Source organism: Halomonas sp. NPDC076908 (assembly GCF_050269715.1).
Classification (GTDB): domain Bacteria; phylum Pseudomonadota; class Gammaproteobacteria; order Pseudomonadales; family Halomonadaceae; genus Vreelandella.
Window position 1 is genome coordinate 110,966 of the sequence record NZ_JBNNIW010000001.1, and the last position, 21,694, is coordinate 132,659.

General features: G+C 54.4%; 18 protein-coding genes. 14 read left to right on the top strand and 4 right to left on the bottom strand.

The window, feature by feature from the left end:
* Positions 1-23: 23 nt before the first annotated feature.
* Positions 24-629, bottom strand: a complete 606-nt coding sequence (locus ACQKE4_RS00505) for a DUF3306 domain-containing protein (protein ID WP_290836316.1) — start codon at positions 627-629, stop codon at positions 24-26.
* Positions 626-1,066, bottom strand: a complete 441-nt coding sequence (locus tag ACQKE4_RS00510) for a DUF3305 domain-containing protein (RefSeq protein ID WP_427386427.1) — start codon at positions 1,064-1,066, stop codon at positions 626-628. The genes ACQKE4_RS00505 and ACQKE4_RS00510 overlap by 4 nt, the downstream gene beginning before the upstream one ends.
* Positions 1,067-1,171: 105 nt before the next feature.
* Between ACQKE4_RS00510 and ACQKE4_RS00515 the strand changes: the two genes are divergently transcribed.
* The 5 genes from ACQKE4_RS00515 to ACQKE4_RS00535 are packed head-to-tail and all read left to right on the top strand — an operon-like array spanning position 1,172 to position 6,007.
* A complete protein-coding gene (locus ACQKE4_RS00515) occupies positions 1,172-2,029 on the top strand; it encodes a formate dehydrogenase accessory sulfurtransferase FdhD (protein ID WP_427386428.1) in 858 nt (285 codons plus the stop codon).
* Complete coding sequence (mobA, locus tag ACQKE4_RS00520; protein WP_427386429.1) at positions 2,026-2,664, top strand: molybdenum cofactor guanylyltransferase MobA; 639 nt, start codon at positions 2,026-2,028, stop codon at positions 2,662-2,664. Before ACQKE4_RS00515 ends, mobA begins: the two co-directional genes overlap by 4 nt.
* Complete coding sequence (gene moeA, locus ACQKE4_RS00525; RefSeq protein ID WP_427386430.1) at positions 2,661-3,932, top strand: molybdopterin molybdotransferase MoeA; 1,272 nt, start codon at positions 2,661-2,663, stop codon at positions 3,930-3,932. Before mobA ends, moeA begins: the two co-directional genes overlap by 4 nt.
* Positions 3,929-4,975, top strand: coding sequence for a GTP 3',8-cyclase MoaA (gene moaA, locus ACQKE4_RS00530; RefSeq protein WP_427386431.1), 1,047 nt, complete (start codon positions 3,929-3,931; stop codon positions 4,973-4,975). Before moeA ends, moaA begins: the two co-directional genes overlap by 4 nt.
* 3 nt (positions 4,976-4,978) lie before the next feature.
* Positions 4,979-6,007, top strand: a complete 1,029-nt coding sequence (locus ACQKE4_RS00535) for a CobW family GTP-binding protein (protein WP_427386432.1) — start codon at positions 4,979-4,981, stop codon at positions 6,005-6,007.
* Positions 6,008-6,013: 6 nt separating this feature from the next.
* Here the strand turns inward: ACQKE4_RS00535 and ACQKE4_RS00540 are convergent, their stop codons facing one another.
* Positions 6,014-8,719 carry a bifunctional diguanylate cyclase/phosphodiesterase gene (locus ACQKE4_RS00540; protein ID WP_427386433.1) on the bottom strand — a complete coding sequence of 902 codons (2,706 nt, stop codon included), beginning with the start codon at positions 8,717-8,719 and terminating at the stop codon, positions 6,014-6,016.
* Positions 8,720-8,922: 203 nt separating this feature from the next.
* Between ACQKE4_RS00540 and ACQKE4_RS00545 the strand changes: the two genes are divergently transcribed.
* Positions 8,923-9,825: a LysR family transcriptional regulator gene (locus ACQKE4_RS00545; RefSeq protein WP_427386434.1), complete on the top strand. Its 903-nt coding sequence runs from the start codon at positions 8,923-8,925 to the stop codon at positions 9,823-9,825.
* A gap of 96 nt (positions 9,826-9,921) precedes the next feature.
* Here ACQKE4_RS00545 and ACQKE4_RS00550 read toward each other — a convergent pair whose 3' ends face one another.
* Complete coding sequence (locus tag ACQKE4_RS00550) at positions 9,922-11,439, bottom strand: NCS1 family nucleobase:cation symporter-1 (RefSeq protein ID WP_427386435.1); 1,518 nt, start codon at positions 11,437-11,439, stop codon at positions 9,922-9,924.
* A gap of 610 nt (positions 11,440-12,049) precedes the next feature.
* Between ACQKE4_RS00550 and ACQKE4_RS00555 the strand changes: the two genes are divergently transcribed.
* From ACQKE4_RS00555 to ACQKE4_RS00590, 8 genes are all read left to right on the top strand, one after another.
* Positions 12,050-12,916, top strand: a complete 867-nt coding sequence (locus ACQKE4_RS00555; RefSeq protein ID WP_285263647.1) for a nitrilase-related carbon-nitrogen hydrolase — start codon at positions 12,050-12,052, stop codon at positions 12,914-12,916.
* A gap of 31 nt (positions 12,917-12,947) precedes the next feature.
* Positions 12,948-14,387: a dihydropyrimidinase gene (gene hydA / locus ACQKE4_RS00560; protein ID WP_188639852.1), complete on the top strand. Its 1,440-nt coding sequence runs from the start codon at positions 12,948-12,950 to the stop codon at positions 14,385-14,387.
* A 70-nt stretch (positions 14,388-14,457) separates the two neighbouring features.
* On the top strand, positions 14,458-15,837 hold the full coding sequence (locus ACQKE4_RS00565; RefSeq protein WP_427386436.1) for an NAD(P)-dependent oxidoreductase: 1,380 nt from the start codon (positions 14,458-14,460) through the stop codon (positions 15,835-15,837).
* The gene (preA, locus tag ACQKE4_RS00570; protein WP_100731319.1) at positions 15,834-17,177 is read left to right on the top strand and encodes an NAD-dependent dihydropyrimidine dehydrogenase subunit PreA; all 1,344 of its coding nucleotides are present in this window, start codon (positions 15,834-15,836) and stop codon (positions 17,175-17,177) included. The genes ACQKE4_RS00565 and preA overlap by 4 nt, the downstream gene beginning before the upstream one ends.
* Before the next feature lie 165 nt (positions 17,178-17,342).
* Positions 17,343-18,224 carry an ABC transporter substrate-binding protein gene (locus ACQKE4_RS00575; protein ID WP_427386437.1) on the top strand — a complete coding sequence of 294 codons (882 nt, stop codon included), beginning with the start codon at positions 17,343-17,345 and terminating at the stop codon, positions 18,222-18,224.
* Positions 18,225-18,601: 377 nt separating this feature from the next.
* Complete coding sequence (locus ACQKE4_RS00580) at positions 18,602-19,900, top strand: CmpA/NrtA family ABC transporter substrate-binding protein (protein WP_427386438.1); 1,299 nt, start codon at positions 18,602-18,604, stop codon at positions 19,898-19,900.
* A 24-nt stretch (positions 19,901-19,924) separates the two neighbouring features.
* Positions 19,925-20,776 (top strand): nitrate ABC transporter permease, encoded by an 852-nt coding sequence (ntrB, locus tag ACQKE4_RS00585; protein ID WP_427386439.1) that lies wholly within the window; start codon positions 19,925-19,927, stop codon positions 20,774-20,776.
* 18 nt (positions 20,777-20,794) lie between these two features.
* Entirely contained in the window at positions 20,795-21,646 is an 852-nt protein-coding gene (locus tag ACQKE4_RS00590; protein ID WP_427386440.1) for an ABC transporter ATP-binding protein, read from the top strand.
* The last annotated feature ends 48 nt before the right edge of the window (positions 21,647-21,694 follow it).

A 21,694-nucleotide genomic window follows, 5' to 3' on the forward strand; every position in this document is an offset into this window, starting at 1 on the left:
TTTTTATTATTTTAATATTGGCATCATGTTTTCGTCTTAGGGCCAGATAAATAATCAGACTGGTCGTCTAGAGCGATGTTTTTTTCACTGGCACCACTTTCAGCGTCAGGCGTTAAGGTTTCTTCCTCAACGGGAAGTTCGGACTCCGCCTCAGCTAACGACTTATCGACCGCCTCTTCCACTTTGTGCGTCCAACGGCGCAGTTTACCGGCAAGCTCCGAAGTCATGGGCTTTAAGAGCTTATTGTAGTCGGCATCATAATCATCCAAGCCGTCACGGACATTATAGTTGCCGGTAGCCCACAGCCGTTTCAGTGCTTGCCTGCGTAGCGGCCCACTTACCCCCGGTGCCATAAAAGCGCTGAAATCGCTGCCGGCTTCTAGCGTTTCAGGGTCAGGCAAGGTGTGATCCAGACTGCCAGGTTCTGGCTCAGGCGAGGTCGGTGCTTTTTCGTGTCCGGCGTCAGTAGTGACGTGAGCCTGCACCGTTTCACTGGATGTAGACACGGCTTCTGAAGACGTTAGCTCTAAAGATGTCTCTTCAACAGGCGCTTTAGACGCAGGGGGTGGCGAATCTTCCTCGCGGGCAACGTTGCGCTTAATCCGTGACCAGCGTTCTAAACGGCTCACTGCGGCTGCTCCTTGGTCGGGGTGTCTTTAGCACGACCCGCTCCTTTGCGTTTCTTCTTGCGCATTTCCACCGGCGCTTCGCCGTGGCGGGCAAGATAATTTTCCATCCACACCTCAATCGCCATCGGCATTGGCGCTTCCAACACCTGGCGCTCACCGTCCATCCAACCTGCCGCTACATCCTGACTAGCAGAGATGGCATCGGGTTTTGGTGTTTCTCCGCTAAAACCCGCCCGTACAAACAGACGCGGCGTTTTAGAGGTCAGATTAAAACGGTAAGCCGCCCGTTCGGTCATTGAAAGCTGCAGGTTAAGCACATGATCACCCTGATCACCTAGCGTAAGCTCAGCAATTCGCCACTGGGTCAGGGTAAACTGTTTCACCTGCTTTGCTTCAGCAACCAGGGTAATACTGATTGGGCGTAGGTTGTCACTCATAACATCAGTCCCTTTGCCTTGAACGGATTGCCGTTGAATAGGTAGACAAGTAAGCATCCCCAGCGCCATCATCGTCAACCCTGTCGTATTCTGTGAGGAGCATAGATGCCCGCCCTTCAGTTAAGCCGAGCTCGCTTACCGGCCACTACCGAGATCAGCATCGTTGATGAGTACGGCGATGCACGCCAGCAGGCAATTGCCGCTGAACGGGCAATGACTGTCTATCTCAACAAACGTGAAATCGTCACGCTGATGACACTGGGCGACGACCCGGAAGCCTTGGTCGTTGGCTATCTACGCAACCAGGGGCTGCTGCGTGCAGCGGAAGATTTACAGGCGGTGCAGGTCGACTGGTCGGTCGAAGCGGCCGTGGTGGTGACCCACCACTTACCAGAAGATTTGGAAACGCGTTTAAGCACGCGCACAGTGACCACCGGCTGCGGCCAAGGCACGGTATTTGGTAAGCTGCTTGATCAAACTGCGCTTACCGCACTGCCCAATACCCACCTAGCGCAATCCACCCTCTATCAACTGCTGCAAAACCTTAACGCCTATAATGAAACTTACCGCAGCGCGGGTGCCGTGCATGGCTGCGCGCTGTGCCGCCAAACCGAGGTGCTCGACTTTGTTGAAGATGTTGGGCGACACAATGCGGTAGATACGCTGGCTGGGCGCCAATGGCTTAAACAAGCCGACAGTGCCAATGCGGATATTTTCTATACTACCGGGCGACTGACATCTGAGATGGTGTTAAAAGTGGCACAAATGGGTATTAGCGTGCTGGTATCACGCTCAGGTGTTACGCAAAAAGGCGTTGAGCTCGCCGAGCGCTTTGGGGTGATGTTGATCGCCCGCGCCAAGGGCCGCCATTTTCAGGCTATCAATACCCAGAGCCGTTTAACGCTAGACGCTATTCCGCCGCGCCCATCCCATGCCCGTTCATCCAAAGAGGCAAGCTCATGATCCCCACTCAAGAACTCACCGGCATGATTCTCGCCGGCGGCGAAGGGCGACGAATGGGAGGCCGCGACAAAGGGCTTGAGCCATTCGCAGGTTTGCCACTCGTTGCTCATGTAGTGAAACGCCTTGAAGGCCAAGTAGCCGAGCTGCTGGTTAACGCCAACCGCAATGCCGACGCCTACCAATTCTTTGCTGACCGTGTGATTGCTGATCTCGCAATGGACGGTGCCGAAGGTGGCTTTAAGGGGCCATTAATGGGCATCTATAGCGGCCTGCGCGCGGCAAAAACCCCCTGGCTATTAGTGGCCCCCTGCGATTCCCCCGCCCTACCCGACGATTTAGTAGCGCGCATGGTGGCAGGTATTGCCTCAGATAATGGCGAGCATGATATCGCCGTAGCCTTTGACGGTGAACGGCTACACCCGGTGGTCGCGTTATTACGCACCTCACTCGCCGATGATTTGGCCGCAACGCTTGGCGAGGGCGAGCGCAAAATTGACCGCTGGTACGCCCGTCACGACTGGTGCAAAGTCGATATGTCGGACTGCCCGGAGGCTTTTGCCAACCTTAATACGGAAGAGGAGAAGCTAAGCCTGGAAAAAGTACTAATGGGAACTCCGAGCAAGGAGGTGAAATGACCCTCTCCTGCTTTGATCTAGGCGAACAGATGCTCAGCGTCGACGAAGCGCGCCAGGCGCTTGCCACTCTTATTAAGCACCCACTAGGCAGTGAGCAGATCCCTTTGGCGCAAGCCCATGGCCGCCGCTTGACGGCATCCGTTCAGGCGCCGATTAACGTGCCGCAAAACACTAATGCGGCGATGGATGGCGTGGCGTTAGCCTTACCCAGGGAAGGAGTGGGAGCCAAGCAAAACCATTGGCCACTGGCCGGTGAGGTGTTGGCCGGGCAGTATCGTCGCGAACGGGTGCCTGCCGGTTACTGTGTACGCATCACTACCGGTGCCCCCTTACCGCCGGGCACCGATACAGTGGTGATGAGTGAACAACTGCGCGAACCGCTAGATGAGCAGCCTGCACATGTGATCATTGAGTCTCCTGAGCTCCTCAAACACGGCCAACATGTTCGCCAAGCCGGTGAAGATATTGCCATTGGCGACACAGCACTGCCTGAAGGAGCACGGCTGGATGCGGCATCACTAGGGCTGTTAGCCTCATTGGGCTATGCCGAAATAAACGTGTACCAACGCCCGAAGGTAGCGATCTTCTCCACCGGCAATGAAGTTACTGCGCCTGGCGAGCCGCTACCCCAGGCAGGTATTTACGACGCCAACCGTTTTACGCTGATAGGTCTTCTCACAGAACAGGGCGCCGAGGTGATTGACCTGGGCATTCTGCCGGATGACTTGGTGGCGACCAAAATGGCCCTTGAGCAGGCCGCCCAGAAGAGCGATTTGGTGATCACTAGCGGCGGCGTATCGGTGGGCCAAGCTGACTTTACCCGCGCTGCTTTGGAGCAACTGGGCCGTTTAGCCTTCTGGCGCGTGGCGCTGCGCCCAGGGCGCCCAATGGTGTGTGGTTGGCTGGGTGAAACACACACGCCGTTTGTTGGCTTGCCCGGCAATCCAGTAGCGGTCATGGTAACCTTTCTACAGTTTGTTACGCCGCTGCTGGATCGGCTTCAGGGGCAGTCAGTCGCACCACCCCAGCGCCTTAATGCGGTTGCCGATAACACTTTAAAAAGCCGCTTCAAACGCACTGATTTTATTCGCGGCGTCTACCATACTGATGAGCAAGGGCAGTTACACGTGCGTAGCACCGGCGCCCAGGGGTCGGGTATTTTAACCTCGATGGTGGCTGCTAACTGTTTGATTGAGCTTGCCGATGACCAAGACGGCGCTCAACCAGGCGAGGTAGTCAGCATACAACCACTAACGGGATGGCGATGAGCGAGCAACGATCCGCACAACCACTTGACCAACAGCGGTCTCAATCGCTGACTGACCAGCAACTGATCGACGACTTTGGTCGGCGCATTAGCTACGTGCGTATTTCGGTCACCGATCGCTGCGATTTCCGCTGCGTGTACTGTATGAGCGAGGAGATGACGTTTCTGCCCCGCGCCCAGGTACTCACGCTGGAAGAGATCGCCATGGTCGCTCGCGCCTTCACTGAGCTTGGTGTTGAGAAGATTCGCCTCACCGGCGGTGAGCCGTTAGTGCGCCGCGGCATAGAGCAACTGGCTGATGAGATCGGTGCAATGCCGGGCCTCACAGACTTCACCATGACTACCAACGGTGCCAGCCTGCGCAAGCATGCCAAGCAGCTTTACACCAGCGGCTTACGGCGGTTGAATATCAGTCTTGATTCACTGGATGCCGAGCGCTTTAAGCAGCTAACCCGCACCGGCGATTTAGCCAAAGTGATCGATGGCATTCACGCTGCCAAAGAGGCTGGCTTTGAGCGTATTAAGCTCAACGCGGTGATCTTAAAAGGCCGCAACGACGACGAAGTAATCGACCTGGTCACCTTTGCCCGCCAGGAAGGTCTCGATATTAGTTTTATCGAAGAGATGCCGCTGGGCGATGTCTCCGATCACTCACGGGCGGAAACCTTCTACTCCAGCGATGATGTCCAGACCCTGATTGAGTCCCGCTACCCGCTGACGCCTACGACCGAAACCACCCCAGGTCCATCGCGCTACTTTAAAATGGCCGACAGCGACAGCCGCGTTGGGTTTATCTCCCCCCATAGCCACAACTTTTGCGATACTTGCAACCGCGTGCGCGTCACCGTGGAAGGTCGCCTGCTGCTTTGTTTAGGCAACGAGCACTCGGTGGATTTGCGCGCCGTGCTGCGCCGCCACCCCGGCAATATGCAGGCGCTGAAAGAGGCCATCATTAACGCTTTGCCACTGAAACCCGAGCGCCACCACTTCACCACTGATGGCGATGTCCAGGTGGTACGTTTTATGAATATGACAGGGGGTTAGTCGTTGGCAGCATCAGCAGGAACGGCAAAACTAAAAGTACCGGTGCATATCGTTACCGGTTTTCTTGGCAGCGGCAAAACCACGCTTATCCACAGCCTCATTGAGCAGAAGCCTGTGGATGAAAAGTGGGCCATCCTGGTTAATGAGTTTGGTCAAATCGGTATCGACCAAGCCATGTTTGACGCTCGCGATGACGTGGTCATCAAAGGCCTGCCCGGCGGCTGCCTATGCTGCCAGCTCGCCTTTGTGCTGCAAGCGGCACTGGTTAATTTATTGGCACGCAGCAAACCCGACCGGGTCATTATCGAACCCTCTGGTCTGGGCCATCCGGCGGGCCTATTAGATCTTCTGCGCGGAGAGGCGTTTGATAAGTTCGCTGAGGTGCGCGATGTGATTGCCACCCTCGACCCACGCCGTCTTGACGACCCTCGTGCTCGGCAGCACGACACCTTTCGTGACCAGCTCGATATGGCCGATGCGGTAGCGCTCACCATGCTGGATCAAAGCACGCCAGAGCAGTTATCGGCTGCCAACAACTTTGTGGCGCAGCGCTGGCCGCCACGCAAATGGGTGCAGGAAGCACCTCAAGGCGAACTGCCCATTTCACTATTAATCCAGAGCGGCCATCATGCCGCCGCAGGCGCTATAAGCATACCCACCAACCATCAACAGTTGGCCGCAGCACCCAGCCTAAAAGGCTCATTTTTCGACTTCCCTCCCCCGCCAGGCAAACCACAGCGCGAAACCGGCACGGCGCTCGGCTATACCAGCACGGGTTTACGCTGGCATCCGAGCGATCAATTCGACCTGGATCAGCTGGCCGCCTACTTAGCAGAGCTACCCAGGGAAGCGCGCATTAAAGGCGTGTTCCATACCAATCATGGCTGGAAACGCCTTAATCGCATGGAGGGTACGTTAAGCGTTGAAAGCTGTGTTTGGCGGCAGGATTCTCGCCTGGAAATTATCTTGCCCGATACATTAAATGTTCCCCATACTGACCTTGAAGCACGCATGATGGGCCTAGCATGCTAATGAGTGTTAATCGCTAAGCATCAATGTTTCAAATGCCTCAGCCGTGACGGGATGTCCAAATAGATAACCTTGATAAGCATGGCAGTCGTGTGCCAAAAGCCACGCCTGCTGCGCTTCGCTTTCTACGCCCTCGGCGATTACTTCCAGGTTAAGGCTCTCTGCCAACGCAATCGTACTCTCCACAATGGCCGCATTAGCCTGGCTTTCGAGCACCTGCTGTACAAATGATTGATCAATTTTTAATTGATCCAGCGGCAGCTGAGCCAAATAAGCAAGCGATGAGTAGCCAGTGCCAAAGTCATCGAGCGAAAAGCGCACTCCTTTTGCCTTGAGGTGCAGCATTTTTTCGCGAGCATCATCACGCGCTTCCACAAACAGTGATTCAGTCACTTCAAGCTTTAAGCGATTGAGAGGAGCTTGGGTACGTGCAAACACGCCTTCGACGCGCTTTAAAAAGTTCTCATCACGGAACTGCATCGGGCTGATATTTACCGACACCGTTAACCCACTAAATCTAGGGCTCTTGGCCCAACGAACCAACTGATAACAGGCATCTTCCAATACCCATTCACCCACATCGTTGATCAGCCCATTACTTTCTAGCAATGGAATAAATTCACCTGGCGACACCATCCCGCGCTCGGGGTGCTGCCAGCGCAGTAGTGCCTCTACGCCTGTTATCGTTCCTAGATGGTTTACCTGAGGCTGGTAATAGAGCTGCCACTGTTTATCTGCAAGTGCTTGGCGCAAGTCAGCTTCAAGCTTCACATGAGCCAACAGGGCCGTTTGCATTTCAGGGTCAAAAAAGCACACGCTATGGCGACCATTACTTTTTGCTTGAAAGAGCGCCATATCCACTTGCTGCAAATAATCATCCACCTTGTGCAGACTGTCTGCCAGGATGGTAATACCGATACAGCCAGTAACCTCAATGCTCTCCTCAGCTAGAATGATAGGCTTGCCAAGCTGCGTTAATAATTTATGAGCAATGCCTTCGGCGAGCTGAGCAGTTTGTGCTGGACTACTATCAACACCTTCAATTAATACCGCAAACTCATCGCCACCTAAACGCGCTAAGGTATCCGTATCCCGCAGCATTTGGCCTAACCTTCGCGCCACACCTTGCAGTAACTGGTCGCCGTTGTAGTGACCCAAGGTGTCATTGATCTGCTTAAAGTTATCTATATCGATAAATAACAGCGCACCGCAGCGCTGATGGCGCTGTAGCTCTTTTAGCGCAGCTTCCATGCGATCCATAAATAGCCGACGATTGGCGAGTCCTGTTAACGGGTCATAAAAGGCTAATTGATGTATCTCCTGCTCAGCAGCTTTTCGCTCACTAATATCGCTCATCGTGGCGACGTAATGGGTAAGCACTCTCGTTGGGCTGTATACGGCGCTAATGGTTAACCACTCAGGAAAAAGCTCACCATTTTTGCGCTTATTCCAAATCTCACCCTCCCAATTACCGGTTTTGGCAATACGCTTCCATAAGCGCCTATAAAATGCGTCATTATGGTAACCCGAACTAAACATCCGCGGATTTTTACCGATGAGATCGACTTCATCGTAGCCAGTAATTCGCTTAAAGGTGTCATTCACCTTGATAATTGACCCTTGTGCGTCGGTAATCAGAATCCCTAAATGCGTTTGAAACGCAGCAGCAGCCACTTGTGCTTCGGCACGGGCTTCTTCACGCTCTTCTATACGCTGCTGTAATTGATGGGCTAATGCTAAGCGGTTGAGATAATGGCGCACTCCCCAGGCACCTAGCAGCGTAATTACCCCCATGACCAGTAATAAAATCAACACCCGCTGCCGCCAGCCCGACAACAATTCATGTAGATCAATACCCACCACCGCCAACATGGGATATTCACCTACCCGCTGCATATGGAACAGTCGCTCACGTCCATCAATGGGCGATAGCGCTTTGAATGACCAAAAAGACTCTCCGCTCACTACTCCTTGTAACGCTTGAGAATTCTCAACTTTCATGCCGATGGAAAAGCGATCACTTGCAGGGTGTCTAGCAATTAACTTCGAATCAGAATCGACCAGTGCAATGCTTTCGCCGTCATACACGTGCATTTGTTGTAATGCATCGGCAAAGATGCTTGGAACAATGCTAGAGATAACCAAACCCGCAAAGTCACCACTTGAGGTATCTAACCGCCTACCATGGTACAAATAATAAGCTTGATCTCTGGCAGACCAATGTAGCGGAGTAATTATTTCCTGCTGACCACCTTGCTTAAAAGCGTTAAAAAACCGCGTATTGCTAATATCACTCCCTGCATTATGGTTATTGCTACCTCTCGCCAACACTCGACCATTAGGCCCCAGCACGGCTATTTCATCCGTCATAGGCACATATAAAGTAAGATTTTCTAATACCTGCTGAAGGGCCTGAGAATTGCTAGTATCGGACACCCCCTGCATGGTTATTAGCTCATCAAGGCCAAATAGCGCCTGACCACTTTGCGCAAATACGCCTTTTGCCCACTCGGTGACGACATTGGCACGCGCTGTAATCTGCGACTCGGCAGACTCGATTTCCTGCTTATACTGTTCACGAAGTAACCAGCCAAACAGCAACATGGTGATGATAAGTGCCAGCAGGTAAAGCGCTATTACTTGCCACCGCTGTTGGTGGTAGCTTTTGCCTGCCTTTAAAGCTTCATTATTTACATCAGTCGTAATGATAGACATCGCAGAAAAGCCTTATTCAGGCGCCTTACCAGGACACCTGATACAGTGTAAAAAAGGAACCAGAAACGCCACACCACGCTCGCGGACACATAACTTATGCGATATTGACGCGGTGCATTTGTGATGTATATCAGTTTTTCTCGCGGGTGATTGGTTAAAAAGCGTGACGTTACCTATTGATTGTCTATTTACCAAGGAGTGTTATGGCATCGCTAGGGCAAATGAGCGACTACGAAATACGCTTAATCCGCATTTTTAAAACGGTCGTTGAGTGTGGCGGCTTCACCGCTGCAGAGACAACGCTTGGTATTAGCCGCTCGGCGATTAGCCAACATATGAATGATTTAGAAGGACGGCTGGGCTTTTCCCTCTGCCAGCGTGGCCGGGGTGGCTTTAGCTTAACCGAAGAGGGAAAAGAGATTTATCAGGCGGGTTTAACACTGCTTACCGCACTGGAAACGTTTAAAAGCGATGTTAACGCCCTGCATCAAACCATTAAGGGCGAGCTGAATATCGGTATCACCGATAATCTAGTAACGCTGCCCGCCATGCACGTTACCAATGCGCTCGCCGAGCTTAGCGCGCCGGAGCATGAGGTGACGCTACATATTCACATGGAGCCCTCTGACGCTGTTATTCGAGGTGTGATGGATGGTCACCTGCATGTTGGGGTAGTGCCCGCCGTCAACCTGCCCACTAGTTTAGAAACCCGACATCTATACGACGAGCCATCGTATCTTTATTGCGCCGTAGGGCATCCGCTGTTTGCTGAACGAGATGAAGTGCTCCTTTTTTCTGACATCGCCCCCTACCCGGCTATTTCGCCGCGTTATCCGCTGCCTTTTGAGGCACGCCAAGCCCATGATGCGCTCAGCCTGCGTGCTTCCGCATCAGATCGCGAAGGTGCCGCCTTTTTGATCCTCACCGGGCGTTTTATAGGCTTTCTACCAGAACATGTCGCCGCTCAGTGGGTGGCAGCGGGCAAGATGCGAGCCCTGCATATTGCCACGCAGCACTACCGTATTCCCTTTGTGCTGATCACCCGCCACGACCGCCGGGCCAACCGAGTGGTGGATGCATTCCTGAGCTTAATCAAAAGTAATTAACGAAAAACCCGGCATGAGGCCGGGCTTAAACCGTAACGCCATTTTTACTTTCCTAGCGTTGCTTGTTACGTTTTTTAGCGTGGCTTGTTACATTTTTTAGCGTGGCTTGGTTGCCTCGCTGGCCATGATCGGTGCGGGTCCCGCCTGGGGAGACGAAGCCAACACTTGGCTTGCCACATAGTAAACAATCGCACCCAGCGCCGAGCCGGTGAACCAGCCGTAATCGTAGAACCAGTTCATCGTTCCCGTTACTAGTGAGATCAACGTGAGTAGCACCGGCACGCCAAAGGCGATAAAACCAGCCATGTTCACCGCAGGGTAGGCTTGGTTATCCATATACAGGCTAGGGATATCAAGGCGCTGCTTTTTAATCAAAAAATAATCGACCGCCATAATGCCGGCGATAGGACCAAGCAGGCTTGAGTAGCCAAGCAGCCAGTTCGAATACATCTGTTCAAGTGATACGCCGGGAGGAATTACCCCCGCTTTTTGCAAAAGATCGTAGCCCATCAATAGTACCCCCACCGCACCGGTCATCAGTACGCCGCGGGTCTGATTGATCAACTTGGGGGCAATATTTTGGAAGTCATTGGTAGGAGAAACAATATTCGACGCAGTATTGGTCGAAATGGTGGCAATAATGATTAACAGCATTGCCATCACTACCCAGAAGGGACTGTCGATATAGCCGATCAAACGCACCGGGTCAGCAACGGTTTGACCCACTAGCGTCTCAGACGCCGCGGTTAACACCACACCGAGGGCGGCAAAGAAGAACATCGTCAGCGGTAAACCGATTATCTGGCCAGCAATTTGATCCTTTTGACTTTTCGCAAAGCGACTGAAATCAGGAATATTAAGTGACAGCGTGGCCCAAAACCCCACCATGGCGGTTAAGCCAGCAAAGAAGTAGCCATACACCGACGCGCCTTCAGGACGTGACGGCGGCTGCGCCAGCAGCTCGGTCATTGACATATTCGGCCACGCCCACATCATCAGCCCAATGCCTACCGCCAACAGTAACGGCGCAGCTAGTGTTTCCAACCACTTAATCGATTCTGCCCCACGAATTACCACGTAGAGATTCATCGCCCCGAAAACAAAGAAGCCAATCACTTCCCCCACGCCGCCAAGTGCCGCCCAGGCGGGAATCAACTCAGACAACAGCAAGTGAATCGCCAACCCGCCAAACATGGTTTGAATACCGAACCAGCCGCAGCCCACCAGCGCACGTACTAGGCACGGCACATTCGAGCCCAAAATACCGAAGGATGAGCGCAATACCACCGGAAAAGGAATACCGAACTTAGTACCGGGAAAAGCATTCAGCGTCAGTGGAATCAGTACGATCACGTTGGCGAGCAAGATGGCAAAGAGCGCCTCTCCCACGCTTAAGCCAAAATAAGCGGTTAACACCCCGCCCAGCGTATAGGTGGGTACACAAATCGACATTCCTACCCACAGCGCTGCAATGTTCCACTTGCTCCACGTGCGCTCACTTGCCTGGGTAGGTGCAATATCGTCATTGAAACGAGGACTCTCACGCACGTCGTCCTCAACATGGAGTTCAATCAGCCCCTCTCTGTCTACCATCTGGGTTCTTGAGCCTGTCATTTTATTCTCCTCAGCAGCGACATTGCCGATCGCATTCACGGGTTCAGCTTTCGTTGCAGCAATAAACATGCCTAAAAACACCGCATGACGGATAACTTATTGAACAAAAAGCTGACTTAATCGACAGATAGGCAGTCACCGCACCCTCAATTGTTATTGTGTTTTTGAACGCGACGTAAGACCACTAAAAACCTTAGCTGGTTAAAAAAATAACGCACCAAAAAGATACAAAAAAAATCATTTAAAACCCCACATCAACTTCACAAACTGTTGATTTATAAAAATATAAAAAAATCACCAAACATGTGCACGTATTCACCAAATCAGTAAAAACAGGCTCTTTAAAAAACAAAAACATATAAAATCAACAACTTAATATCACATTCAACGGTAGATAAAAAATCCTTGAAAAGAGACGGCATAAAGGACTATGTTCAAAAAGCTGTCAAACATGACAACTTTCAACATAACAATAAACACTCGGCTTTAACGCCGGTGTCATCACACGCCAAGTGACCGTCATCACACTCATAAATATTAGCGATTAGTGTTTTAACTTGCCGTGATGCGCTAGCCAATGGTGAGCGCGTATGACACGAGAGGGCTTTTTATGCAGAAGATGAAAATCGGCCTGATTCAAATGGGCCTGAAAACCAGTACCGACTTAGAACCCGCTGCCATTCGAGACGCGATGAACGAAGCGCATCTGCCGCTGATCAAGCAAGCCGCCGAACAAGGCGTGCAGGTGCTGTGCTTCCAGGAAGTGTTCAATCAGCCCTACTTTTGCCCCAGCCAGGACAGCAAATGGTACGCCGCTGCCGAGCGGGTGCCGGAAGGCCCCACCTGCCAGATGATGCAGAAGCTCGCGGCTGAGCACCGCATGGTGATCATCGTCCCTATCTATGAAGAGACCGAGACCGGCGTTTACTACAACACGGCGGCAGTATTCGACGCTGACGGTAGCTATCTAGGCAAATACCACAAGACACACATTCCCCAAGTGGCTGGCTTTTGGGAAAAATTCTTCTTTAAGCCGGGCCAATCCAACTGGCCAGTGTTCGATACCGCCTACGGCAAGATCGGCGTGTATATCTGCTACGACCGTCACTTCCCCGAAGGCTGGCGAGCACTGGCCCTTAACGGTGCCGAAGTCATCTTCAACCCCTCCGCCACCGTGGCCGGGCTATCCCAATATTTATGGGAGCTTGAACAGCCCGCCTCGGCCGCCGCTAACGGCTGCTTTATCGCTGCCATCAACCGCGTCGGCAGCGAAGCGCCTTGGAATATCGGCGATTTTTACGGCTCCAGCTATATCGTCAACCCACGCGGCAAAATCGAAGCCCAGGCCAGCGAAACCGAAGACGAGCTGCTGGTACACGAGATCGATTTAGACATGGTGCGCGAGGTACGCAACAACTGGCAGTTCTTCCGTGACCGCCGCCCGGAAACCTACACCCGTTTAACCGACGGCGAATAAGCCCCTCAGTCAATTACCCCAGGAGTGAACCATGAGTTTATTGATCAAGGGCGGCACCGTCGTCACCCACGCCGACACTTACCGCGCTGACGTGCTCTGCGTCGATGGAAAAATCCACGCCATTGGCACCGATTTAGACGTGCCGGAAGGCTGCGAGATCGTCGATGCCAGCCACCAATTGGTGATGCCCGGCGGCATCGACCCCCACACCCATATGCAGATGCCGTTTATGGGAGCGGTGGCCAGCGAAGATTTCTACACCGGCACCGCCGCCGCCATGGCAGGGGGTACCACGACCATCATCGACTTCGTGATTCCCAGCCCCGGCCAGTCGCTGCTGGAAGCGTTTAACACCTGGCAAGGTTGGGCCGAAAAAGCCGCCACCGACTTCGCTTTCCACGTGGCGATTACCTGGTGGGATGAGAGCGTCAAAGAAGAGATGGGGACGCTGGTGCGGGACCACGGCGTTAACAGCTTCAAGCACTTTATGGCCTACAAGGGCGCGATCATGGCCACTGACGATATCCTGGTGGAGAGTTTTTCCCGCTGCCTGGAGCTGGGCGCGATTCCCACCGTACACGCGGAAAACGGCGAGCTGGTCTACCACATGCAGCAAAAGCTGCTCGCCCAGGGGATGACCGGGCCAGAAGCGCACCCGCTTTCTCGACCGCCTCAGGTGGAAGGCGAAGCCGCCAGCCGGGCGATTCGTATTGCCAGCACCCTGGGTGCACCGGTTTATTTGGTGCACGTTTCCACCAAGGACGCGGTGGACGAAATCGCCTACGCCCGACAGCAGGGCCATCCGGTGTTTGGCGAGTGCTTAGCGGGCCATCTAGTGATCGACGATAGCGTTTATCAAAACCCGGACTGGGCGACTGCCGCCGCCCATGTGATGAGCCCGCCCTTCCGACCCAAAGGCCATCAGGAAGCGCTTTGGCACGGCCTTCAATCCGGCAACCTGCAAACCACCGCCACCGACCACTGCTGCTTCTGCGAAGAGCAAAAGGCCGCAGGGAAAGATGACTTCACCAAAATCCCCAACGGCACCGCCGGCGTGGAAGACCGCTTGGCCGTGCTGTGGGACGAAGGCGTGAATACCGGCAAGCTCTCGCCCCAGGAGTTCGTCGCAGTCACCTCTACCAATACCGCCAAAATCTTCAACCTCTACCCGCGCAAGGGGGCGATCCAAGTGGGCTCCGATGCTGACATCGTGGTGTGGGACCCTAACGGCACCCGCACCATTTCCGCTAAAACCCACCATCAGAACGTCGACTTCAACATCTTCGAGGGCAAAACGGTGCGCGGCATTGCCCGCCATACCATCAGCCAGGGCAAGTGGACATGGCGGGACGGTGAACTCCATGCCGAACGCGGCGCAGGACGCTACTTGGAACGCCCCGCCTACCCCGGCGTGTTCGAGCTGCTCGCAAAACGTGCCGAGCTGAATGCCCCCGTGGCGGTCACTCGCTGAGCCTAGCCCCACAAAGAACAGACGCCCCACGAAGAACAGAACGATCCAGAAGGACCAGGGAGAAACGACCGTGACCCATTCACTTGATCATCTGCCCAGCGCAAAAGAGGTCGGCACCTACGACCCAGCGACGCTGGCAAGCAACTTCAGCGACCTGCATCCGCCGCTGACGCCGCGCCAGGCCATCATCGAAAGCCAGCGCTGCCTGTACTGCTATGACGCGCCCTGCGTCGAGGCCTGCCCGTCGGACATCGACATTCCCAGCTTCATCCGCCAAATCAGTGACAACAACATTAATGGCGCAGCAGAAACCATTCTGGAAGCCAATATCCTCGGCGGCAGCTGCGCCCGGGTGTGCCCCACGGAAATCCTTTGCGAACGCAGCTGCGTGCGTAACCACGACGCCGAGTGCCAGCCGGTGCTGATCGGTTTGCTCCAGCGTCACGCTACCGATCACATGCAGTTCGATAGCCACCCCTTCAAGCGGGCCGCCAGCACTGGCCGCCATGTTGCCGTGGTGGGCGCGGGGCCTGCGGGCCTCTCCTGCGCTCATCGCTTGGCCATGCTGGGCCACCAGGTCACCCTCTTCGAGGCCGAGCAAAAGCCTGGCGGGCTCAACGAGTACGGCATTGCCCGCTACAAGATGACCGACGATTTTGCCCGCAAGGAAGTCGAGTTCCTGCTGGACATTGGCGGCATCGACCTACAGTACGGTCAACGCCTTGGCGATAACCTCACCCTCGACAACCTGCGCCAGCAGTGCGACAGCGTATTCCTGGGTTTGGGGCTGGGGGCTAGCCGTACGCTGGGGCTAACCGGCGAGGATGCACCGGGTCTGATGCCTGCGGTGGACTACATCAAAACCCTGCGCCAAACCGATGACCTGGGCAGCCTGGCCGTGGCCAAGCGCTGCATCGTGATTGGCGCTGGCAATACCGCCATCGATATGGCCACGCAAATGTCGCGTCTGGGGGCCAAAGAGGTCACTCTGGTGTATCGACGTGGCACTGAGGCGATGTCCGCCACCGACCATGAGCAGGAGATCGCCAAGGCCAACGGCGTGCGTATGATCACCTGGGCACAGCCCGATGAGATCTTGCTAAATGAGCAAGGGCAAGTGGCAGGCATGCGCTTTGCCAACACCGCTGAGCGGGAAGGCCGCTTAGCCGTCACGGGCGACACCTTTGAACTCGCCGCCGATGCTATTTTCACTGCCATTGGCCAAGGTTTCCAAGCCGACAGCCTACGCGATGCAACCGCCTCAGAACTCGCCCGCGAAGGTGAACGCATCCACGTTGATGAAATGTTCCAAACCTCACTGCCCAACGTGTATGCCGGTGGCGACTGCGTCAAACCCGGCCAGGACCTCACCGTGCAAGCAGTACAGCACGGCAAGCTGGCCGCCCACGCCATCCATCAAGCGCTCGCCGCCCAGCAGGAGGCCGCATGAACACCACACCTTTCAACACCCTCTCTTTTCCAGGCAAGAAACATAGCGGCGACAGCGTGGTGAACGGCGTCGATCTGTCGGTGAACTTTGCCGGTATCAAAGCCCCCAACCCCTTCTGGCTGGCCTCGGCCCCGCCTACCGACAAAGCCTACAACGTGGTGCGCGCCTATGAAGCGGGCTGGGGCGGCGTGGTATGGAAAACCCTTGGCGAAGAGCCCGCGGCGGTGAACGTCTCCTCCCGCTACTCGGCCCACTACGGCAAAAACCGCGAGGTGATCGGTTTCAACAATATCGAGCTGATTACCGACCGTTCGCTGGAGATCAACCTTCAAGAGATCACCCAGGTGAAGAAGGATTGGCCGGACCGGGCGCTGATCGTCTCCATCATGGTGCCCTGCAACGAGGAGGCCTGGGCGTATATCCTGCCGCGGGTGGAAGCCACCGGCGCAGACGGCATCGAGCTCAACCTGGGCTGCCCCCACGGCATGCCGGAACGCGGCATGGGCGCGGCGGTGGGCCAAAACCCGGATTTGATCGAAAAAGTCACCTACTGGTGTAAAAAGCACTACTCCAAGCCGGTCATCGTCAAGCTCACCCCCAACATCACCGATATTCGCGTGGGCGCCCAGGCGGCACTGCGAGGCGGCGCTGATGCAGTCTCGTTGATCAACACCATCAACTCCATTACCAGCATCGACCTGGACAACATGGTCGCCAAACCCACCGTGGGCCATCAGAGCACCCACGGCGGCTACTGCGGCAGCGCGGTGAAACCCATCGCCCTGAACATGGTGGCAGAAATTGCCCGAGACCCAGCCACGCCCACGCTGCCCATTTCAGGCATTGGCGGGATTTCCACCTGGCGGGATGCGGCGGAATTCATCGCCCTGGGCGCGGGCAGCGTGCAGGTGTGCACCGCTGCCATGCTCAACGGTTTTCGCATTGTTGAAGAGATGAAAGATGGCCTCTCCCGCTGGATGGCGGAAAAAGGCTACGACTCCATCGAAGCGTTTTCCCGCAAGGCGGTGCCACAAACCACCGACTGGAAGCACCTGGACATCAACTTCAAGACCATCGCCCATATCGACCAGGACCTGTGCATCGAGTGTGGCCGCTGCTATATCGCCTGCGAGGACACCTCCCACCAGTCGATTGCCAAGCTCACCGAGCAAGACGGCGCGCGCCGCTACGAGGTCATCGAAGACGAGTGCGTGGGCTGCAACCTTTGCCAGATCACCTGCCCGGTGGAAAACTGCATCACCATGGTGCCTCAGGAAACCGGCAAGCCCTTCCTCGCTTGGGATGACGACCCGCGTAATCCTTTCCGTGTCGCTTCCTAAGCACCGTTTTAAACAATCATCACAGCAGCTCCGCCCTCAATCATTGAGGGCGGTCGCGTTTTGCGCAACATGCTGTTCCAGCACCCATTAACGACACGTCACATTTTTCCTTGAGAATATGAGAAAATATCGCATATAGAATATTTTCTCATAAAAGGAATTAGCATGAAGTCTCAGGTGATTACCGCACGATTCGCAACTACCGCTGCTGCTACGTTATTGCTTACAGCCGTTAGCGTCGCCCAAGCCAGCCAGCGCATTGCCACGTTCGATTTAGGCAGTCTGGATACGCTGGATGCGTTAGGTTTAAGCGAGCAGGTGGTAGGTGTGCCCAAATCCAGCCTACCGGACTATCTGGAGCAGTATGCAAACGATGAAGTCACCGATATTGGCGGCCTACGCTCACCAGACATCGAAGCGTTGACCGATAGCAAACCGCATTTCATTCTCTTTACTGGGCGGCAAGGCGACTGGCAACGCGAGCTCGAGGTTATTGCCCCTACTCTTAATACCAGCCTACAAGGCGACGACTATTTAACGTCATTTGACGATAACGTTCGCCAACTGGCGACGCTGTTGCACGCAGAAGAGCGCGCAGAAGAGGCGCTTAAAGTGCTTCACGCTGACATTGCAAACAAGCGCGACGCCTTAAGCGATGCACCCAGCACGCTAGTGGTGACGCACAACGGCGGTAACCTGATGTTAAACCAGCACTCTGTGGTTCACGACGTACTGGGCGTAGCAGCACTTGAGATGCCCGATAGCGTGATATCAGAAACCCGCGGTACGCGTACTTTCACACCGCTATCAGCTGACGCCATTGCCGAAATCGATCCGGAAGTTGTACTGGTCATTGACCGCAGCGCCGCCATTGGCGATGAACCCGCTGAAGCTGATGCGTTAACCCAAATGCTCTCAGATGCAGGTGCGGTAAATACCCGGGTCATTATGCTGACCCCTGCGCTATGGTATCTCTCTGGTGGTGGCCTGCAGAGCCTTCCGCTGCAGATCGAAGAAGTGACCAGCGCCTTGGTAGCACAACCATAATTCACTGGGGTATTTTGCTCGTCTCAGGCAATTTTAAGCCTGGGACATTGCCCTTTTGGTGCATGTCTATGAAAACCGCACCATTTCTACGTTGCATTGCACAACAATCGATAACAGGCTTTTCTCCTGCCATTACCATTACTTTTAACAACCCATTGAAAGATGGATGTTTACTGCAATTTGTTAGGCGTATTGGCATACAAGCTGCAGCATGCTAATCACCTGAGCCAACGTAGGTTCAGCTCAGAACGATTAGTAAACAGACAACGGCGTCTGCAATGGTCTTCACTTAATTAAGTGAGGACTTAATTGCAGACGCCGTTTTTGCGTTTAAAAAGACGTTTTCAAACGACGCTTTAAAAGACAGGTAACGTGCAATGAGCAAAAAAATCTCTCACTCTCCAGAACGTCGCCACTTTCTCAAAAGCTCCGCGACTGTTGTCGGTGGCTCGGCACTGCTTAGCAGCTTGCCGGTTAGCTGGGCTTTCGCGAATGGAACACCGGAAACGACTGCCGCAAAGTTAGGATTTATTGCCCTGACTGATGCCGCGCCGCTATTTGTTGCCGATGAAAAGGGATTTTTCGCCAAGCATGGCATGACCAATGTGGAGGTGCTTAAACAGTCCTCCTGGGGCACTACCCGTGACAACCTAGTGTTGGGCTCACAGCGAAATGGCATTGATGGAGCGCATATTCTAACGCCGATGCCTTATTTAATGAGCGCGGGGGCCATTACACCCAATAACCACCCCGTACCGATGAACGTTTTGGCGCGCTTAAACCTTAACGGCCAATGTATCTCGGTGGGCAGTGAGTACGCCGATTTAGAGGTAGCGCTGGATACGAGTGAATTCGCCCAGGCGCTAGCCACTAAACGCAGTGGTGGTAACGAAGTGAGTGCCGCCATGACATTCCCTGGTGGCACCCATGATATGTGGATTCGCTACTGGATGGCAGCGGGCGGCATCGACCCTAACCGCGATATTTCCACGATCACCATTCCGCCAGCTCAAATGGTTGCCAATATGCGCGTAGGCAGCATGGATACTTTTTGCGTCTGTGAGCCGTGGAACCATCAATTGATTAATCAGGGCATCGGCTATACCGCCAACACCACTGGCGAACTCTGGAACGACCACCCAGAGAAAGCCTTCGCCATGCGTAGCGACTACGTGGAAGCCAACCCCAACGCCACTAAAGCGCTCATGATGGCCATTATGGAAGCCCAGATGTGGTGTGAAGACACCGCAAACCATGAAGAGATGGCACAAATTTGCTCTCGCCGCCGCTGGATTCACGCTCCCTATGCTGACCTGATCGACCGTATTCAAGGCAACTTTGATTACGGCACTGGCCGTGTGGTGGAAAATCATCCTCACATGATGCGCTATTGGGACAAACACGCTTCCTACCCATACAAAAGCCATGACCTTTGGTTCCTGACTGAGAACAAGCGCTGGGGCTACCTCCCCCAGGATTTTGACAGCGCCGCACTGATAGAGCAGGTCAACCGTGAAGATCTGTGGCGTGAAGCTGCAGATGCGCTAGGCGTTGCCTCTGCCGATATTCCTGACACCACTTCTCGAGGCGTCGAGACGCTGTTTGACGGCAAGGTATTCGATCCCGAAAACCCACAAGCCTACCTCGATAGCCTCGAGATAAAGGCATTGGCTTAACCCGCCGCGCTTGGGAGACTCACAATGAACACATCAACACGCTCTGAAACACTGGCCAAGCCGCTGCTAAGCGTTGGGCCCCCACTGACCCGTCTACGCGATACGCTGGTGCAAAAAGTGCTGCCGCCGGTGGTAATCCTGGCGCTGCTAATGGGGCTTTGGGAAATACTCTGCTCGTCGCCAACCGCCGCGCTGCCCGCGCCGTCCCAAGTCATTAGCGACACCTGGGAGCTCATCGTTAACCCATTTTACGACTATGGAGGCAATGACAAAGGCATGGGCTGGCAGATATTAGCCAGCCTGGAGCGTGTCGCTTACGGTTACCTGTTGGCCGTGGTGGTAGGCATTAGTTTAGGCGTATTGGTGGGTCAGTCGACCTGGGCGCTACGCGGGTTAGATCCGGTGTTTCAGGTGCTGCGCACCGTGCCCCCACTCGCCTGGTTGCCTATCTCACTGGCTGGTTTTCAGGACAGCACGCCATCGGCGATTTTCGTCATCTTTATTACGGCTATCTGGCCGATCATCATCAACACCTCCGTGGGGGTGCGCAATATCCCTGAAGATTACCGTAACGTGGCGCGGGTCATTCGCTTAAACGGTGCGGAGTACTTTACGCGCATTATGTTGCCTGCTGCTGCACCTTATATTTTCTCCGGCCTGCGGATCGGCGTTGGGCTTTCGTGGCTGGCAATAGTGGCCGCTGAAATGCTCATTGGCGGTGTCGGCATTGGCTTCTTTATCTGGGATGCCTGGAACGCCTCCATGCTCAGCGACATTGTGCTCGCCCTGATATATGTCGGTATTGTCGGCTTTTTCCTCGATCGCATCGTGGCATTTATCGGCAACCGCGTTACCCGCGGCACCACTCAAAGTTAATCGAAGGGAGTTTTGATCATGGCGACACACTACCTAAGCGTCGAGCAGGTCGAAATGACCTTTGCAACCAAAGGTGCGACCACTAACGTTTTAAAAGATATTAACTTAGCCGTTGAACGTGGCGAATATATCTCCATTATCGGCCACTCAGGCTGCGGTAAGTCGACCCTGTTAAACATCATTGCCGGATTAACCGAATCCACTTCGGGCGCTGTTATACTTGATGGCAAAGAGGTTAATGCCCCAGGGCCGGATCGCAGCGTGGTGTTTCAAAACCACTCGCTACTGCCCTGGTTGACAGTCTATGAAAACGTCTCGCTGGCCGTTAACAAAACCTTTGCTCGTAGCAAAAGCAAAGCAGAGCGGCATGAGTGGGTGCTTAAAAACCTGGAGATGGTCGGCATGTCTCATGCGCTAAACAAGCGCCCCGCAGAGATTTCCGGAGGCATGAAGCAGCGAGTGGGTATCGCCCGGGCGATTTCAATGGAACCCAAAGTGCTGCTGCTGGATGAGCCGTTTGGCGCACTGGATGCGCTCACCCGCGCTCACCTTCAAGAAGAAGTGATGCGCATTCAGGACGAACTAGGCAATACGGTGATTATGATTACTCACGATGTAGACGAAGCGGTGTTGTTGTCTGACCGTATCGTGATGCTGACCAACGGGCCCTCGGCACGCATCGGTGAGATTCTGGATATCGACCTGCCGCGCCCACGCAATCGTATTGAGCTGGCGGATAACCCCAACTACAACCACTATCGCCAGGAAGTGCTGCGTTTTCTCTATGAAAAACAGCGCAAAGTGGAAAACCTTGCCGAACGCCGGGAAAAGGCGGTACCCACTAACGCTGCCAAGAAGGCGCGTGCCTAGAAAACCAGTTCTCTCTCTATTGCTCCATTGTCTCGATCGGCCGCCACT

Bases quoted from the DNA above. Each gene is read 5' to 3' on its own strand.
- ACQKE4_RS00510 (WP_427386427.1), bottom strand. From the start codon at position 1,066: ATGAGTGACAACCTACGCCCAATCAGTATTACCCTGGTTGCTGAAGCA.
- ACQKE4_RS00515 (WP_427386428.1), top strand. From the start codon at position 1,172: ATGCCCGCCCTTCAGTTAAGCCGAGCTCGCTTACCGGCCACTACCGAG.
- mobA (WP_427386429.1), top strand. From the start codon at position 2,026: ATGATCCCCACTCAAGAACTCACCGGCATGATTCTCGCCGGCGGCGAA.
- moeA (WP_427386430.1), top strand. From the start codon at position 2,661: ATGACCCTCTCCTGCTTTGATCTAGGCGAACAGATGCTCAGCGTCGAC.
- moaA (WP_427386431.1), top strand. From the start codon at position 3,929: ATGAGCGAGCAACGATCCGCACAACCACTTGACCAACAGCGGTCTCAA.
- ACQKE4_RS00540 (WP_427386433.1), bottom strand. From the start codon at position 8,719: ATGTCTATCATTACGACTGATGTAAATAATGAAGCTTTAAAGGCAGGC.
- ACQKE4_RS00545 (WP_427386434.1), top strand. From the start codon at position 8,923: ATGGCATCGCTAGGGCAAATGAGCGACTACGAAATACGCTTAATCCGC.
- ACQKE4_RS00550 (WP_427386435.1), bottom strand. From the start codon at position 11,439: ATGACAGGCTCAAGAACCCAGATGGTAGACAGAGAGGGGCTGATTGAA.
- ACQKE4_RS00555 (WP_285263647.1), top strand. From the start codon at position 12,050: ATGCAGAAGATGAAAATCGGCCTGATTCAAATGGGCCTGAAAACCAGT.
- hydA (WP_188639852.1), top strand. From the start codon at position 12,948: ATGAGTTTATTGATCAAGGGCGGCACCGTCGTCACCCACGCCGACACT.
- preA (WP_100731319.1), top strand. From the start codon at position 15,834: ATGAACACCACACCTTTCAACACCCTCTCTTTTCCAGGCAAGAAACAT.
- ACQKE4_RS00575 (WP_427386437.1), top strand. From the start codon at position 17,343: ATGAAGTCTCAGGTGATTACCGCACGATTCGCAACTACCGCTGCTGCT.
- ACQKE4_RS00580 (WP_427386438.1), top strand. From the start codon at position 18,602: ATGAGCAAAAAAATCTCTCACTCTCCAGAACGTCGCCACTTTCTCAAA.
- ntrB (WP_427386439.1), top strand. From the start codon at position 19,925: ATGAACACATCAACACGCTCTGAAACACTGGCCAAGCCGCTGCTAAGC.
- ACQKE4_RS00590 (WP_427386440.1), top strand. From the start codon at position 20,795: ATGGCGACACACTACCTAAGCGTCGAGCAGGTCGAAATGACCTTTGCA.